The sequence below is a fragment of the Vibrio mytili genome (assembly GCF_049563345.1).
Taxonomy (GTDB): Bacteria; Pseudomonadota; Gammaproteobacteria; order Enterobacterales; family Vibrionaceae; genus Vibrio; species Vibrio mytili.
Window position 1 is genome coordinate 2,087,347 of record NZ_CP110481.1, and the last position, 16,480, is coordinate 2,103,826.

At 46.2% G+C, this 16,480-nt stretch carries 15 protein-coding genes; 4 read left to right on the forward strand and 11 right to left on the reverse strand.

Features of this window, described 5'->3' with window-relative positions:
* Positions 1-72 precede the first annotated feature (72 nt).
* Together ONE56_RS09585 and dnaQ are read right to left on the reverse strand one after the other, a co-directional pair.
* Positions 73-1,323 carry a TIGR03503 family protein gene (locus ONE56_RS09585; protein WP_423839748.1) on the reverse strand — a complete coding sequence of 417 codons (1,251 nt, stop codon included), beginning with the start codon at positions 1,321-1,323 and terminating at the stop codon, positions 73-75.
* Between the two features lie 8 nt (positions 1,324-1,331).
* Positions 1,332-2,054 carry a DNA polymerase III subunit epsilon gene (dnaQ, locus tag ONE56_RS09590; RefSeq protein ID WP_041156042.1) on the reverse strand — a complete coding sequence of 241 codons (723 nt, stop codon included), beginning with the start codon at positions 2,052-2,054 and terminating at the stop codon, positions 1,332-1,334.
* Positions 2,055-2,112: 58 nt separating this feature from the next.
* Between dnaQ and rnhA the strand changes: the two genes are divergently transcribed.
* Positions 2,113-2,577, forward strand: coding sequence for a ribonuclease HI (rnhA, locus tag ONE56_RS09595; RefSeq protein ID WP_423839749.1), 465 nt, complete (start codon positions 2,113-2,115; stop codon positions 2,575-2,577).
* A gap of 41 nt (positions 2,578-2,618) precedes the next feature.
* Here rnhA and ONE56_RS09600 read toward each other — a convergent pair whose 3' ends face one another.
* Positions 2,619-3,383, reverse strand: a complete 765-nt coding sequence (locus tag ONE56_RS09600) for a methyltransferase domain-containing protein (protein ID WP_423839750.1) — start codon at positions 3,381-3,383, stop codon at positions 2,619-2,621.
* 38 nt (positions 3,384-3,421) lie between these two features.
* Between ONE56_RS09600 and gloB the strand changes: the two genes are divergently transcribed.
* The 3 genes from gloB (at position 3,422) to ONE56_RS09615 (ending at position 6,770) form a co-directional block, all read left to right on the forward strand.
* Positions 3,422-4,180, forward strand: a complete 759-nt coding sequence (gene gloB, locus ONE56_RS09605) for a hydroxyacylglutathione hydrolase (RefSeq protein WP_331437750.1) — start codon at positions 3,422-3,424, stop codon at positions 4,178-4,180.
* A 323-nt stretch (positions 4,181-4,503) separates the two neighbouring features.
* Positions 4,504-6,087: a lytic transglycosylase gene (locus ONE56_RS09610; RefSeq protein ID WP_041156039.1), complete on the forward strand. Its 1,584-nt coding sequence runs from the start codon at positions 4,504-4,506 to the stop codon at positions 6,085-6,087.
* Complete coding sequence (locus ONE56_RS09615) at positions 6,084-6,770, forward strand: YIP1 family protein (RefSeq protein ID WP_041156038.1); 687 nt, start codon at positions 6,084-6,086, stop codon at positions 6,768-6,770. The genes ONE56_RS09610 and ONE56_RS09615 overlap by 4 nt, the downstream gene beginning before the upstream one ends.
* 42 nt (positions 6,771-6,812) lie before the next feature.
* Here the strand turns inward: ONE56_RS09615 and ONE56_RS09620 are convergent, their stop codons facing one another.
* From ONE56_RS09620 to lpxB, 8 genes are all read right to left on the reverse strand, one after another.
* Positions 6,813-7,661 (reverse strand): endonuclease/exonuclease/phosphatase family protein, encoded by an 849-nt coding sequence (locus tag ONE56_RS09620; protein ID WP_423839751.1) that lies wholly within the window; start codon positions 7,659-7,661, stop codon positions 6,813-6,815.
* Between the two features lie 108 nt (positions 7,662-7,769).
* Entirely contained in the window at positions 7,770-8,108 is a 339-nt protein-coding gene (gene glnB / locus ONE56_RS09625; protein ID WP_041156036.1) for a nitrogen regulatory protein P-II, read from the reverse strand.
* A gap of 171 nt (positions 8,109-8,279) precedes the next feature.
* Positions 8,280-8,606 (reverse strand): c-type cytochrome, encoded by a 327-nt coding sequence (locus ONE56_RS09630; protein WP_423839752.1) that lies wholly within the window; start codon positions 8,604-8,606, stop codon positions 8,280-8,282.
* A gap of 56 nt (positions 8,607-8,662) precedes the next feature.
* A complete protein-coding gene (tilS, locus tag ONE56_RS09635; protein WP_331437753.1) occupies positions 8,663-9,979 on the reverse strand; it encodes a tRNA lysidine(34) synthetase TilS in 1,317 nt (438 codons plus the stop codon).
* 97 nt (positions 9,980-10,076) lie between these two features.
* Entirely contained in the window at positions 10,077-11,036 is a 960-nt protein-coding gene (accA, locus tag ONE56_RS09640; RefSeq protein WP_041156034.1) for an acetyl-CoA carboxylase carboxyl transferase subunit alpha, read from the reverse strand.
* Positions 11,037-11,081: 45 nt separating this feature from the next.
* A complete protein-coding gene (dnaE, locus tag ONE56_RS09645) occupies positions 11,082-14,561 on the reverse strand; it encodes a DNA polymerase III subunit alpha (RefSeq protein WP_415679243.1) in 3,480 nt (1,159 codons plus the stop codon).
* An 83-nt stretch (positions 14,562-14,644) separates the two neighbouring features.
* Positions 14,645-15,298, reverse strand: coding sequence for a ribonuclease HII (gene rnhB, locus ONE56_RS09650; protein WP_331437755.1), 654 nt, complete (start codon positions 15,296-15,298; stop codon positions 14,645-14,647).
* A gap of 7 nt (positions 15,299-15,305) precedes the next feature.
* Positions 15,306-16,445 (reverse strand): lipid-A-disaccharide synthase, encoded by a 1,140-nt coding sequence (gene lpxB / locus ONE56_RS09655; RefSeq protein ID WP_041156033.1) that lies wholly within the window; start codon positions 16,443-16,445, stop codon positions 15,306-15,308.
* Positions 16,446-16,480: the final 35 nt, after the last annotated feature.

Here is a 16,480-nt window from a genome sequence, read left to right on the forward strand (position 1 = left end):
TAAACCAAACAACAAAACGGAGCCATTCGGCTCCGCTTTATGATGATGATGTTGTCTTTAACCAAGCAATCGTTACTTTTTCGGCATCGTCAGTTGCATTTCCGGTATTGCTTCTCGCTTTGCTTTAATCTTGCGCCATACAAACCAGACCAATAAACCAATCAACAATGCAATAAGATTCCCTACAGCAATAATGACAATATTGCGTTTACGTTCCGCTTCGCGCTCTGCAATGATACGCTTTTCTAACTCTATTCTGTGCTGCTCTGCTATCTCTGCTTCTTTGGCTAAACGTGCTTGCTCAATATTTACATCGTTGACGACACTGAATGTCTGTTCAGGTATCGGAAAAACAAGGGGACGCTGGGTTGCAAAGTCAGTCGCATAGATGTTGCCTTGCCATGAGTTCTTACCAAGCAATGCGTCATTACTGAGATTGAGCGTTAACGTCATCCCATCTTTTGATACCTGACCTTGGCTGTAGCTAACAAACCCATCAGGGGAGTCATGCTGAACATTCGCAGCAATTGACCCGGGTTGAATCATGCCTTGCTCGCCACTAATAATCAGTTGATGTGCTTTTTCAGGATCACGAGATTGCACAAAAGTACGGGAGATAGGACTAGGATAAACCAATACGATTTGCTCTTGAGCGCGCAAGAATACACCATTACCTGAGGTAATCCGTGCGCGGTACTTACCCGGCTCTACATCAATTGGCAGTTGAACAGTGAAGACACCATCACCCGCGTATTCATCTAAACCACGACCATCATCAGAAAATTCCCCCACTACTGTACTGAGTGGCCTCGCTTCTTTCACCAGTTCCTCTTCGTTTTCAACAAACTGAGTAAAGGTAACTCGTAGATTCACCCGGTCGAGGAAGTCTCGTAAAATGAGTGGCTTATCATTGGATGTCAGACGAGCAGTAAACTTGAGCGCCTCTCCATTGTATAACTGGCTTGGAAAGACGTCGCTGCTTAACTTTAAATGAGAAATTAAGCGGATATTGTTTTTTGGGGTGACTTTCCCTACCGCTTGCCATGGACCCGGCATTGGGGCGTCCACCGAAATAATATCGAGGGAAGGTTCCTGATACCATCGGACATTGTCATACGAACCCCACGCATAATATTTTTTACCATCCGGGCGGACTAAAACGACTGGCTGAGAACTCTTCTCACGATAAACCAAAAACGTAATTTGCTCGATAGTAGGATCGACGCGAAAACGGTTATCCAGTAAAGACATAGTCGACTCGTTCGATGCACTCACCAAACAAGTCCAAGTCGCCAATAACGTGACCAACAAAGCCCTCAGCATAGTTTCTCCTATTGACCCCAGAGGCAATCTTTCACCAGTTCCATTCTTTTCTGGTGCGCTTCTAGTTCATCGGCACTGGCACGCAAAACCTTTAGTCCTTTTCTTGTTTCGACGCGTCGGATGGTTTCCACCCCACCTTCTTGTTTGTTGGCATTAAACTCAAGACTTGTTTGCCCACCCGTCATGAACAAGTAGACGTCTGCGAGAATCTCCGCATCGAGCAAAGCCCCGTGCAATGTACGGTGAGAGTTATCAATACCGTACCTTTCACAGAGAATATCGAGGTTGTTACGCTTGCCAGGGAAGATTTTCTTCGCCATCGCGAGGGTATCGGTCACTTTACAGAAGTCGCTCGTTTTTCCGATATTTGGATCGAGCATCTCAAACTCATTGTCCATAAAGCCGGTATCGAAGGGGGCGTTATGGGCGACCAGTTCTGCGCCTTTGATGAAATCAAGAAACTCTTGATGAACACTGCGGTATTCTGGCTTATCCACCAAAAATTCATCGGTAATACCGTGTACTTCAACCGCTTCAGATTGAATTTCACGATCCGGCTTTAAGTAAACGTGGAAGTGACGTCCAGTCAGCTTCCGGTTTATGATCTCCACGGCACCGATTTCTATGATGCGATGCCCCATATAGTGTGGACCACCTTCTCGGTTCATACCCGTGGTTTCGGTATCAAGAACAACGATGCGGTTATATTCAGAATTGCTGCTGGTATTCATAAGGTTATGTATGTCAGACTATGCTTTAATAATGTTTAGGCTAATAGTACCAAAAAATATGACCAAACACGTTGAGATTTTCACTGACGGCTCCTGTTTAGGTAACCCGGGACCAGGTGGTTACGGCATCGTTTTACGCTATAAAGAGACTGAAAAAACGCTGTCAAAAGGTTTCACACTTACTACCAATAATCGCATGGAGATGTTAGCAGCGGTTGTCGCATTGCAAACTCTCAAGGAGCCATGCAAAGTCACACTGACAACTGACAGCCAATATGTTCGTCAGGGCATCACACAGTGGATTCATAACTGGAAAAAGCGTGGTTGGAAAACCGCCGATAAAAAGCCAGTTAAGAACGCGGATCTCTGGCAAGCGCTCGATCAAGAAACCGCTCGCCATCAAGTCGACTGGCACTGGGTAAAAGGTCATGCAGGACATAGAGAAAACGAAATCTGTGACGAGTTAGCCAGAACAGCCGCAGAGAACCCTACTGAAGAAGATACAGGCTATCAAACGCCATAACTCCGAAATATAAAGGTTCTCCTATTAAGTACGACTTAAAATTAAGTGCGTCCGTGCCTTTGCTTTGACGCATTCCTGATCCCAGTCCCCTCTCGATTCATCACCCCAAGTGGCGTCAACTTTTTCTTTAATCGCCAATGAGGTTTGATTGGTTTGAGAGGGTAAGTTCGCTTGCGAGCAACGATAAAGTATAAACTTCCCATCGGGGATGCCCACTCTCCTAAACTGTTTTCAAGCCAGGTCCATAGTGTTCGATACCGAGTCATTGGAAACAGAGCATAACGGTCACAATGAATCACCTGATAGTTCAATAAACCTAACCAATCTTTGACACGATTCGATGCAAACATTCGCCCACTCCATGGTAAATTATGCTTACGCCAAGGCAGTAAACTTGCCAGCCCGGTAAAACTGAATGGATTAAAACCGGTGAGAATCAAATAACCATCGTCTATCATCACCCTATCCACTTCTCGCAACAACCGGTGGGGGTCAATTGCATAATCAAGCTGATGCGCAAGTATTACGCAATCAAAACTTTTTTCAAAAAAGGGCAATTCATAACCATCTGCGATAACATTATGCGATGGATTGTGGATATCTACGTTGACTTGGTGTTGAATATTACAATTAACGCTGGTTAGCTCACAGCTCAACCCGCCCAGTTTGAGTAAATGGTAGCCGAAAAGCCTTGGGCACCACTCATCCAGTCGGGTTTGAATCGACTCAAGAACCCAAGGTCCGTTGGTCATATCTGACCACGTTGACGGGTGTGGTATCGTTTTGTTGCTGAGTGCTGGTTTCATTAACCACCTGACTAATAATGGGTGACGGAGAACGAATCGTGTTAGAGATCAAAAGCATACCCGCATTTAATGATAATTACATCTGGCTAATACAAAATAGCGATAAGCGTTGTGCTGTTGTCGATCCGGGCGACGCAAAACCCGTATTGGAGTATTTGCAAGCCAACGAGTTAACTTTAGAAGCTATCCTGATTACACACCACCACAACGATCACATTGGTGGTGTTTCAGACTTAGTTCGTGCTTTTCCGAAAGTAACAGTGGTTGGCCCGAAAGCCGAACCTATCCCAACCTTAACCACCCCAATGGAGGAAGGTGACAAGTTAGAACTATTTGGTGAAATATTTATGGTTCTCGGCTTACCAGGCCACACATTAGGTCATATCGGTTATGTAGGAGACAGCAAACTGTTTTGCGGTGACGTCCTTTTTTCAGCAGGCTGTGGACGTATTTTTGAAGGCACACCAGAACAGATGTTCGAATCGCTCAGCAAAATTGCCTCGTTACCAGAAGAGACTCAGGTATTTTGCGCTCACGAGTATACCGCCAGTAACGTTGCTTTTGCCCTTGCTGTAGAGCCTGACAATGAGCAACTACGCCAATACCGAGATGAAGTTAATCGTCTGCGCGCACGCAATATTCCTACCCTTCCCACCACTTTACGCAAAGAAAAATGGATCAACCCATTTTTGCGAACAACAAATTCAGAAGTCATCAAATCCGTTGCAAATCGTATTAAAAACAGCGACCCATGCTCAGTTTTTACCGCTTTACGTGCGTGGAAGAACGAATTTTAACCAATTTTTGCTTGTAAGTTTACAAGACCTCAGTATCATCTTGTCTGATTTTCGAGAAGCGCCACTGGCGCTTCTCTTACGTTTAGGGAGATGTAAATCTAGTTGAAGTTCTCCCACTTGCATATTGTTCCGCTCAAAAGCCACAGCTTACCCAGTGTAACGGCTTACTTATGTATCAGCCGTTGCGGGTCGCGAACAGTATTTGATAGAGGTTCGCCTCTGTCGTTAATGTTTACAAGATGTCTATTATCTCACAACTGCCACGTAGCTCAGACTGCGCGACATGCAGGAGAAGATAACAAGGCCCTAACGAGGCTGATTTCATGCGTTTGAAGTACAGTTTGGCGTTGGTGTTATTGCTTTCTGGTTGTCAAGTGACCTCTCCAGAATCAACAACAGCAACCCCAGAAACCAACAAAGCGGAGCTTGCTGCAAAACAAGCAGCGAAAGCGGAAGCTAAAACGAAGCAAACGGTGACGAAGAAAAAAATCGTCAAGTTAACGCCAAAAGTGCTTTCTCCTCAGGATCAAGAAGATGTGTGGCAACGTATTGCAATGCAACTTGAAATGGATATTCCTGACAACAAAACCGTCAACTATTACCGTACGTGGTATTTAAAGCACCCAAACCACCTTAAGGTGGTTTCTGAGCGTGCCAAGCCGTTTCTTTATATGATCACAGAACGTATAGAGGAGCGAGGCCTTCCGATGGAATTAGCACTATTGCCTGTGGTTGAAAGCTCTTTCGATGCCTTTGCCTATTCGCACGGTAGCGCGGCTGGATTGTGGCAGTTTGTGCCTGGTACCGGAAAAATGATGGGATTGGAACAGAATTACTGGTATGACGGACGCCGTGACGTTGCCGCTTCTACCGATGCTGCTTTGGATTACTTAGAGCAATTGAACAAACGTTTTGACGGCAGTTGGGAGCACGCTATCGCTGCGTACAACAGTGGCGGTGGTCGCGTGTCACGAGCAATCCGTAAAAATCGCAAGCTTGGTAAACCCATCGACTTTTTCTCACTCGACTTACCGAAAGAGACCAGCAGTTACGTGCCAAAACTTTTAGCGCTTGCTGATGTCATTGCAAATCAAGATAAATACGGCCTTCACATCCCTACTATCGACAATCAGCCAGTATTAGCAAAGGTCGATCCACAAGAACAGTTGGATTTAGCGATCGCGGCGAAATACGCGGGTATTAGTGTTAAGGAACTGCAAAGCTATAACCCGGCTTACAACCAATGGTCTACCTCACCGAATGGCCCTCATGAATTACTTATTCCTATTGAGAAGAAACAAGCGTTTTTGGCTCAAGTGGAAGAGAACCGTGGGAAAGGCATGAAAGTGGCACGCTACAAAGTTAAATCCGGCGATTCACTTGGTGTACTGGCAAGAAAATACGGCACAACAGTCAATGTCATTCGTCGTGCAAATGGCCTTTCCGGAGACAATATCCGTATCGGTCAATACCTGATGATCCCGACCTCGACTAAAGATGACTCTCAATACGCGTTGTCTGCTGATAACCGCTTGAGCAAGATCCAATCAACCGTCCGTGGTCAGTTTAAACTCACCCACGTTGTTCAATCTGGTGAAAGTTTATGGTCCATTGCGCATGACAACCATGTGTCCTATAAGTCTCTCGCCAAATGGAATGGCATGGGCCCCAAAGACACTCTTAAAAAAGGTCAAAAAATCGTTATTTGGAAACAAGCATCCAGCAAGAGCACGGTTCGCACTGTGTTCTATAGCGTTCGTTCGGGAGATACGATCAGCGCGATTGCGAGTAAGTTTAAAGTGAAAACTAACGACATCGTAAAATGGAACTCATTGCCAAAAGGTAAATACCTACAACCAGGGCAAAAGCTCAAATTGTATGTTGATGTAACCAAGGTAAGTGCATGAAACCATCAAACAACCCTCTCGTGATGTTGTTGGACATTTTTCGCTCTCCAACCTCTTGTTTTTTGGCGTTATACCAGCATGGGGGATGGGGATGGCAACCTTTCATCGTCTTGATGATCAGTCCATTCCTATTCTGGGGAGCGTACTTCTCAAATGTCGACTTTACTTGGTTAAGTAATCAGCTTGCGAATCAGTTTCAGCAAATTGACCCGCAACAAGTGGAATTGCTGGAACCCAATACCTTGATGGCGGGAGCGATCATCAATGATGTGGTAAATCGCTTTGCTTCACTCCTTTTGCTGGCGCTCTGGTTCTTTTTAGCCACCAAATCGAGCCAACAGCAATACGGATACTGGAAATGGTTTGCCGCCTCTTGTGCCATCCTATTTCCAGCGGTTTTGGGCGATATCGCTAGCTATGCCAGCTTGCTGCTTAAGTACGGCGAGGTCATGACATATGCAGCAGATCTTAACAGCTTAAACGGCCTGTTAAAGCTACCGTTGACCAATGAATGGTGTCACTTTGCCAGCTCGCTTCCTCTTTTACTGCCTTGGTACATTGTCTTGGGTTACGGTGTGGTGCTGACCTGGACGGAGTTTGAGCGCGGACAAGCGCTTGTCATCGCTAGCCTGCCATGGGTTGTATTTTATCTGGCATGGGCAGCCTACATCGTTGTCACTTAGTTACATAGTGGCTGCAGAGAAAAGCCGTATCTGGGTGTCATCTCACTGTTGCTGCAACGAAAATGACACCAACAATGGATTATGATCGGAAGCGTCGCTCTGCGGCGCTTTCGCGTTTTTAAGCACTAAGCCACGGTAAAAAACATGGTCTAAGGGCTGACCAGTAACGAACTGAGTACGATGATCTGGAACAAAGTTCGCCTCTTTTAATTCCGCTTCTTGCAATGCGAGCTTCATTGCGGCTATCCGCTCTTCACTCCAACTATTAAAGTCACCAGCAAACAGAACTGGTCCCTCGTGTTGGTTCAAAAGCACCTCTAATGTCGTAAGCTGCGACAAATACTCCTCGGTTCCTAGCGTAAAATTAATCGCATGGACATTGATGACGGCAAGTAAGTCGCCATTGCTCAAACGATATTGGCTATACAGCGCTGACTTTGGCAGCCTTAACCAAGGTTCTCTCGACGTATAAGCACACGCTTTGATAGGCAGAGCCTGAGCAATGCTGATCACACCAGCCCCACTTCCTAACGCTTTAAACGCGCTGACCTGATTGCTCATCCAATGACCATCCACTAACCACTGTTTAAACCTGTCAGTCATGCTGGCCTCTTGCAACAGCAATAGCTGTCTATCGGAAGACAGCGCGGTTAATGCACGTTGCCAGTTCGGTTTGTTCTGCTTATAAATATTCCAGATCAAAACATTTATCTCACCATTTTTATCTAGAAAGTGCGAATCATCAAATTCCATACACTGAATATTTTCAGTCACTTGACTCCCTTTCTGGGTAACAATCTGAGGATGTTCAGGTACAGTAAAGACTATTTGAAAACTTACAACAGCGGCGAACATAAGAAACGCTAACGCCAGAAAAAAACGCTTAAACATAATGCTACCTTGAAATATGTAACCTGAAACAAAAAGGGAGCCGCGGGCTCCCTTTTAGCTTAATCAATTTTTTATCTTAGCCTATAACATGACCATATAATGCTGATATTAAATCGCTTCTTCGTCTTCTTCACCAGTACGAATACGGATAACACGATCAATGTCTGTCACAAAGATTTTGCCATCGCCAATTTTACCTGTTTGCGCGGTTTGAATAATTGTCTCGACACATTTATCAGCAACGTCAGCCGTAACAACGATTTCCAGTTTTACCTTAGGTAGAAAATCGACCATGTACTCGGCACCACGGTACAACTCTGTATGCCCTTTCTGACGACCAAAACCTTTTACTTCAGAAACCGTCATCCCTGTGATACCAACATCAGCTAATGCTTCTCGAACATCATCCAATTTAAATGGCTTGATAATCGCTTCAATCTTTTTCATGTTCATCCCTTAAACTTCAGTCGTTTGCGCTTATTATCGTTTAGCGGCCCACAACATTCAATATTTCTCTCCATCAAGAACTAAATATACTCATTTTAGTAACATTTATTTGATCATTAGTCACAGAGCCTCTCGCAATTGAAAAAATCAACAACGCCTGAGGGCTAGCTATCAAAGGCTCGAATAATACGCGGCCAAATTAGCCATATCACTCTCGGAGAGGATTGAAGCCTGAACTTGCATAACCGCAGCCATTCCACCTGCTCGCTGTTTGTTTTTGTACGCTTTCATTGCATTGAGTAGGTATTGCTCATTTTGCCCTTTGAGATTAGGATAACCGGGAATCACCGCAATACCATCAGCGCCGTGGCAAGCCACACACAACCCAGACTTAGCCTTTCCGGCTTCGACATCGCCGCTGGCAAATGCGTGACCACTGAGTAGAGCCAAAGCCACCAGACTGTTCACAACCCATTTATTCGCTATCCATTTGTTCATAATTTTCCTTAGCCATTCACGATTGCTCCTGTCGTATCAATATAATCTGAGAGACTTTACAAATACTTGCGCCAGATCAGTTCACCGTCTTGTCCACTAAACGCACGATCGACAAACAGCCCTGCTACGGCTACAACTTGATCCTGATACATGAGGATTGGTGTTTGACGACGTTGCCAGCTAGGTACCTCATACTCTTGAAAGAGTTTTTTCAGTTTACGGCTATGCACGCGTGTCGTTGGGTGTGCCGATAAGCCCTCGGGGTTAAAGGTCACTCTTAAGCGTTCGGGTTGAGGCGGAAATGCAATGTTTGGCTGACTTGATGATGACGTCAACAGCAACTCTCCGAGATTATTTGGAAGCTTGAGTTCTGTATTAATTTGGATTGGACTTTGCCATCCGCTAACATCTCGACTTTCATCCACCCAATACAACTTGCCTTTGAATCGACGGACTTCCCCTGCTTTCAACTTAAGCTGTGGGTTGGCATCTTGCTGTGCTAATGCCACTTGTTGCCAAATCAACTGCAATTGAACTTGAGTAGGCATTTGAACACGCATCTTTGCGAACCACATGCGAATAAGACGCGCCCTTGCGAGATCACTATGCGCTGTCAGCTCTGCGATATCCAGGCTCATATCTGTTTGGAGAGTGCGAGCAAACGTTGCCTCAAGTAATTCATCCAGAAGAGACTCTTGTTGTGCACATAAAGTAGCACTTCGTTGAACGGCTTGATGGAGGCCTGGCCAACGTTTAGACAATTGAGGCACAATATGATGGCGCAAAAAATTACGGTCGAAACGCGTATCTTGATTACTCTCATCTTCAACCCAATCTAACTGAAGATTAGCGGCTGCAGACTCAATCTGCTCCCGTCGTATGCTCAGCAATGGGCGAACTAAAGTACCACCAGCATAAGGCATGCTTTCCGCCATAGAGGCAAGTCCTTTTGGGCCACTACCACGCTTAAGTGCCAGTAAAAATGTTTCCACTTGATCGTCGGCATGCTGACCCGTAAGCAGGAGATCGCCCTTGTGAACGTATGCAGCTAAGGCTTGATAACGTGCTTCACGGGCCTGGAGCTCGAGGCTTTCTCCAAGAGTGGTATCAATCTGCACATGCTCTACCGAACAGGCGATACCGGCTTGCTGAGCCCACAATAAGCACTTTTCGGCCCATTCATCGGCATTGTTACTTAAACCGTGATGCACATAAACCGCACGACAAGATACTGAGTGCTCATGTTGATAGCGACTTAAGAGGGCCAACAATAGGCGAGAGTCAACACCACCACTGAATGCCAATGTAATATTAGTATTCGGTTGATAATGTTGGCTTAAAACATGAACAAAGTGCTGGTAAAGCGATTCCATAATTCATCCAATCGATATAAAAAAGGGTTGGACATACATCCAACCCTTTCTATTCTAACTCGATTTCAGAAAAATTTATCCGTTATCTTGTCAGAGCTCAGCAGTAACCGTAGCTCATTAGGCGCTGGTAACGACGTTCACGCAGTGAGTCTTCATCCAACTGCTCGAGATCTTCTAGCTGGCGAAGCAAAGTGGCTTTCATGTTCTCAGCCATTTGAGCATGATCGCGGTGTGCACCGCCCAATGGCTCCTCGATGATTTCGTCGATAAGCTCAAGCTCTTTAAGACGCGGAGCGGTCAAACCCATCGCATCTGCTGCTTGTGGTGCCTTATCTGAATCACGCCACAAGATAGATGCACAACCTTCAGGAGAAATCACCGAGTAGGTTGAGTACTGAAGCATGTTCACGTAATCACCGACACCGATCGCTAGTGCACCACCAGAACCGCCTTCACCAACCACATTACAAATGACCGGTACTTTTAACCCTGACATTACTTTCAAGTTTTTCGCGATAGCCTCAGACTGACCACGCTCTTCAGCACCCACACCAGGATATGCGCCTGCCGTATCGATGAATGTAATGATAGGCATGTTGAAACGCTCAGCCATTTGCATTAAGCGCAGTGCTTTGCGGTAACCTTCCGGTTTTGGCATACCAAAATTACGTTTTACTTTTTCTTTAGTCTCGCGACCCTTTTGATGACCAATGATCATGACAGGACGACCTTCTAAACGCGCCATCCCCCCCACAATCGCTTTGTCATCAGCAAATGCACGATCGCCCGCTAATTCATCAAACTCTTCGAATGCATAGCGAATGTAGTCCAACGTGTAAGGACGTAATGGGTGACGAGCCAATTGAGCAGTTTCCCATGCACCTAGATTACTGAAGGTTTTCTTCTTCAGTTCTAGGCTTTTCTTCTCAAGCTGTTCGATTTCTTTATCTAGGTCAACCGCAGCATCACCGCCGTGGCGCGAAACGTCACGTAGGGCTTCGATTTTTGCTTCTAATTCTGCAATTGGCTTTTCAAATTCAAGAAAGTTTAGGCTCATCTATGAATCCTTGTTGACTCAGCGTCTAACACATTGCGCTGAATTTTAGTTAAATTCGAGTTCTACTTGGCTTTTACCAAGCAGCTGTTTTAAATCGTCGATTAGTGTATCACTTGGCGTTACTCGCCACTCGGTGCCCAATGTTAACCGCGCTCTGGCGTCGGCACGCTGGTAGTATACATTGACGGGTACGGTTCCGGCTTTGTGCGGCTCTAAAATACGACTGAACTGATCAAAAAATTGATCAGAGATCTGAGTTGCATCTATCGATACCGACAAGCCACGCGCGTACTTTTCACGCGCGCTGCCGAGATCCATAACTTCACGCGCCGACATTTTAAGCCCACCGTTGAAGTCATCAAAGCTGACCTGTCCAGAAATCACCAAAATTTTGTCTTTTTCTAGTAGTTCAGCGTATCTATCAAGCGCATCAGAGAACAACATCACTTCCATACGTCCACTGCGGTCATCTAGTGTCATAAGACCGATGCGAGTTCCGCGCTTGGTTGTCATCACTCGAGCAGCGATCACTAACCCTGCAACCGTTACCGACTGGTCGCGACGTGTTGGGGTCGCATCTTTAAGTCGACAACTGGTGTATTTATTAAGTTCCTTTAAATAGGCGTTAATGGGATGTCCGGTCAAATATAGGCCTAGCGTATCACGCTCGCCTTCTAACCACACCTTTTCTGGCCACGCCGGAACTTGAGTGTATTTGTGCTCCACTTCATCAGGCGCATCGGTTAACACCCCAAACATATCAGTTTGGCCAAACGCCTCAGCTTGGTGGTGTTGGCTGGCCGCTTTCACCGCGTCGTTCAAAGATGCCATCATTGCCGCCCGGTGTGGACCGAGTCTATCTAATGCACCAGCGTAGATCAGCTTTTCAATCACGCGCTTGTTCACCCGCTTTAAGTCAACACGAGCACAGAAATCAAACAGGTCTTTAAAGTACCCGCCTTTGTTCCTTGCTTCTAATATCGCATCGATTGGACCTTCACCAACCCCTTTGATGGCACCGATACCGTAAACGATGGCACCGTCTTCATCAACATTAAACCGATACAAACCTGAATTGATGTCAGGCGGTAAGACTGTGAGCTTCATGCGGAAACATTCATCCACCAACCCGACAACCTTTTCGGTGTTGTCCATATCCGCGGTCATCACCGCTGCCATGAACTCAGCAGGATAATGCGTTTTCAGCCAGAGCGTTTGATAAGACACCAATGCATATGCGGCAGAGTGCGACTTGTTAAAGCCATAACCGGCAAACTTCTCTACCAAGTCGAAGATTTTCATCGCCAACTCGCCATCAACACCGTTTTTTATCGCGCCTTCTTCAAAGATAGCACGTTGCTTGGCCATTTCTTCGGGTTTTTTCTTACCCATAGCACGACGCAGCATATCCGCACCACCGAGCGTATAGCCCGCCAGAATCTGTGCGATCTGCATGACCTGCTCTTGATACAAAATGATGCCGTAAGTCGGATCGAGTGTTTCTTTAAGAGATTCGTGTTGCCAAGTTTCATCTGGGTAGGAGATCGCTTCTCGACCATGCTTACGGTCAATGAAGTTATCTACCATGCCAGATTGCAAAGGCCCCGGGCGAAACAATGCCACCAGTGCGATGATGTCTTCAAAACAGTCGGGCTGAAGGCGCTTGATCAGTTCTTTCATACCCCGTGATTCCAGCTGGAATACCGCGGTCGTTTCTGAGTTTTGCAGCAAACGGAACGAGGCGGGATCTTCCAGAGGTATCGATTCGATACGAACGGGATCTTTTCCTTCACGTTCCAAACGTGGGTTGATCAGGCCAAGTGCCCAGTCAATGATGGTCAGTGTACGTAAGCCCAAGAAGTCAAACTTTACCAATCCCGCCGTTTCGACATCATTTTTATCAAACTGGGTGACTGGAAAGTGCCCTTCTGCATCGGCATAAATTGGTGCAAAGTCGGTAATAGTAGTGGGCGAAATAACCACACCACCCGCGTGCTTACCAGCATTTCGCGTACAACCTTCCAAAATATGGCACATGTCGATGAGTTCTTTGACCTCCTCATCGGCTTCATAAAGCTCTGGCAGCGCAGGTTCGGCTTTGAAGGCCTTATCCAGCGTCATGCCCGGATCGGGCGGAATCAACTTAGAAATACGGTCAACAAAGCCAAACGGATGCCCAAGCACACGACCTACGTCTCGTATAACCGCTTTTGCCGCCATGGTACCAAAGGTGATAATCTGTGATACCGCATCACGACCATACATCTCGGCAACGTGGTCAATCACTCGGTCACGTTTATCCATACAGAAATCGACGTCGAAGTCGGGCATGGAAACACGCTCAGGGTTCAAGAAACGTTCGAACAGCAAATCGTATTCAAGCGGATCGAGATCGGTGATTTTAAGCGCATAAGCCACCAACGAACCCGCACCCGAACCACGACCTGGACCAACCGGAATATCGTTGTCTTTCGACCACTGGATAAACTCCATTACGATCAAGAAGTAGCCGGGAAACCCCATTTGGTTGATAACGTCCAGCTCGATTTGAAGACGTTCGTCATATTCTGGACGGCGCTGCTTACGCTCTTCTTCATTAGGGAACAAAAACTCTAAACGCTCTTCCAGCCCTTCTCGCGATTTCATGACCAAAAATTCGGTCTCTTTCATCCCTTCGGTTGGGAAGGCTGGCAGGAAGTATTCGCCAAGGCGCACTGTGACATTACAGCGCTTAGCGATTTCGACACTATTTTCCAACGCTTCCGGTATATCCGCAAACAGCTCACACATCTCCTCTTCGGTACGGAGATATTGCTGTGGACTGTAGTTTTTTGGCCTGCGTGGGTCTTCTAACGTGTAACCATCGTGGATTGCGACACGGATTTCATGCGCATCAAACAGATCGGCGCTAAGAAACACCACTTCGTTGGTCGCAACAACTGGCAGATCTTTTTGTTCAGCCAACTCGACTGCAAAATGGAGATAGGTTTCCTCATCTGGACGGCCAGTACGAGTCAACTCCAAATAGAATCGATCTGGAAAGTACTGCTGGTAAAAATCGACACAGTTTTCGACGATCTTGTTGTTGCCTTTGAGCAATCCACGTCCGATTTCACCGCTTTTGCCCCCAGACAAGACAATCAAGCCTTCGGACATTTCTCCTAACCATGATTTGTCAATCACAGGATGATGTTGGATATGACCGCGCAAATAGGCTTTCGAAATAAGTAACGTCAGGTTTTTATAACCGACATTATCTGCTGCTAGCAAAGTCAACTGCGTAAGTTCTTCACCGAACTCATCAGATTGCATTTTAAAATCGGCACCGATGATAGGCTTAACACCGCAACCATGTGCGTTGCCATAGAACTTGACCAAGCCACACAAGTTGGTGAAATCAGTCAACGCCATCGCTGGCATACCGAGCTCAGCGACTTTCTTAACTAACGGTGGAACTTTACTGATACCATCCACCATCGAGTAATCACTGTGAATACGAAGGTGGATGAACTTGGGATCTGACATTAACAGTACCGTTGTAACTCTACTTTGTTTGGAAGTTTAACCTACTAGGCTATGGTTGATAACTGCCATCGCCGCTATTTCTCTTATTCTATGCCAAGCGCTTTCTTTACTGGCTTAAAGCTCTTGCGATGTTCACTGATCACGCCATGCTGCTCTATCGCCTCAAAGTGCGCTTTGGTTGGGTAACCTTTGTGTTTAGCAAAACCAAATTGTGGATATTGTTTGTCGAGCTCTTCCATCTCTTGATCGCGCACCACTTTCGCGATGATTGACGCCGCGCTGATCTCAGCGACCCGTAAATCCCCTTTGACGACAGCTTGTGCATCCATGTCAAGTACAGGACAACGATTGCCGTCAATCAATACTAAGTCAGGGTCCACATTCAGACCTGCGACAGCCCGCTGCATTGCGACCATCGTTGCTTGGAGAATATTTAACTCATCGATTTCTTGTGGCGAACATCGGCCCACAGCCCACGCCAACGCTTTCTCTTTGATCTCAGGGAGCAATGCCATCCGCTTTTTCTCACTGAGTTTTTTAGAGTCGTTCAAGCCCTCGATGGGATTATTCGGATCAAGAATCACGGCTGCAGTGACGACATCGCCAACGAGCGGTCCACGCCCTACTTCATCGACACCTGCAATGCGCTGATAACCTTGCGGATATTCAAACAGCGGTAACTCAACTTTTGCTTTCGTGGTCTTTGCGGCTTTTGATGCTTGGGTTTTCACAACCATGATGTCTCTATTTCTCTATCAGTGTTAATACGGCCTGAGCGGCTTGTTGATCGGCGTCTTTGCGAATCCAGTGATGCATTTCTGTAAACTTGCTTATCATCTCATGGTTATCACTTTCCAATAAACGCGAGACTTCACCAAATAAATTCTCTGGTGTGCAATCATCTTGTAGGTATTCTTTGACCAACGCTTCATCGGCAAGAATGTTCGGCAGCGACACGTATTTTGTCTTGAGCAAGCGTTTGGCTAAGAAGGCAGTCAAAGCGTTAACCCGATACCCCACGACCATTGGACGTTTAAGCAGCATACATTCCAATGCAACCGTACCAGAAGCTAACATCACAACATCCGAGGCGGTAATCACATTTCGGGCAGTATCATCAACCAGCTTAAAGTCGAGATCCGGGGCATACTCCTTCCAAGCTTGTTCAAATTGTTCACGCCGTTTTTGGTTAACCAGAGCCACAACAAAACCCAAATCAGGGTATTTTTGATGCAATAGCTTGCAGGTTTCAATAAACGGTTGCGAGAGCATTTTTAATTCACTCCCGCGACTGCCAGGAAGAACCGCTAACCATCTTTTATTTGGCGCTAAACCGAGTAATTCCCGGGCAGGAGCCTGCTCAGACAGCATGGGGATCGCATCTGCCAAAGTATGTCCGACAAACTCACAAGGCACATTAAATTTGTCATAAAATGCTTTTTCGAACGGAAGAAAAGCGAGAACCAAATTCGTCGCGGCTTCAATTTTAAAAATTCTCTTCTGACGCCAAGCCCAAACAGATGGACTTACGTAATGGACCGTTTTAATTCCGGCCTGCTTAAGATCAAGCTCAAGTCGTAAATTGAAATCCGGCGCATCAATACCGACAAACACATCGGGCGGGTTTTGAGTGAAGTATTTCACGAGTTCGGCTTTCACTTTCAATAGCCTTGGCAGCCTACCGAGCACTTCCACTAGTCCCATCACCGCGAGCTCTTCCATATCAAAGAGTGACTCACAACCCTGAGCTATCATTTTCGGCCCACCAATGCCGACAAACTCCGCGTTAGGGTATTTCTCTTTTACCGCTTTGATGAAGCCTTCGCCAAGCGTATCTCCAGAGAGTTCTCCAGCAATGATGCCGATGCGTAATGGTTTATTCATTTGATTCGTCCTATCCATAAAACACAAAAAGATCG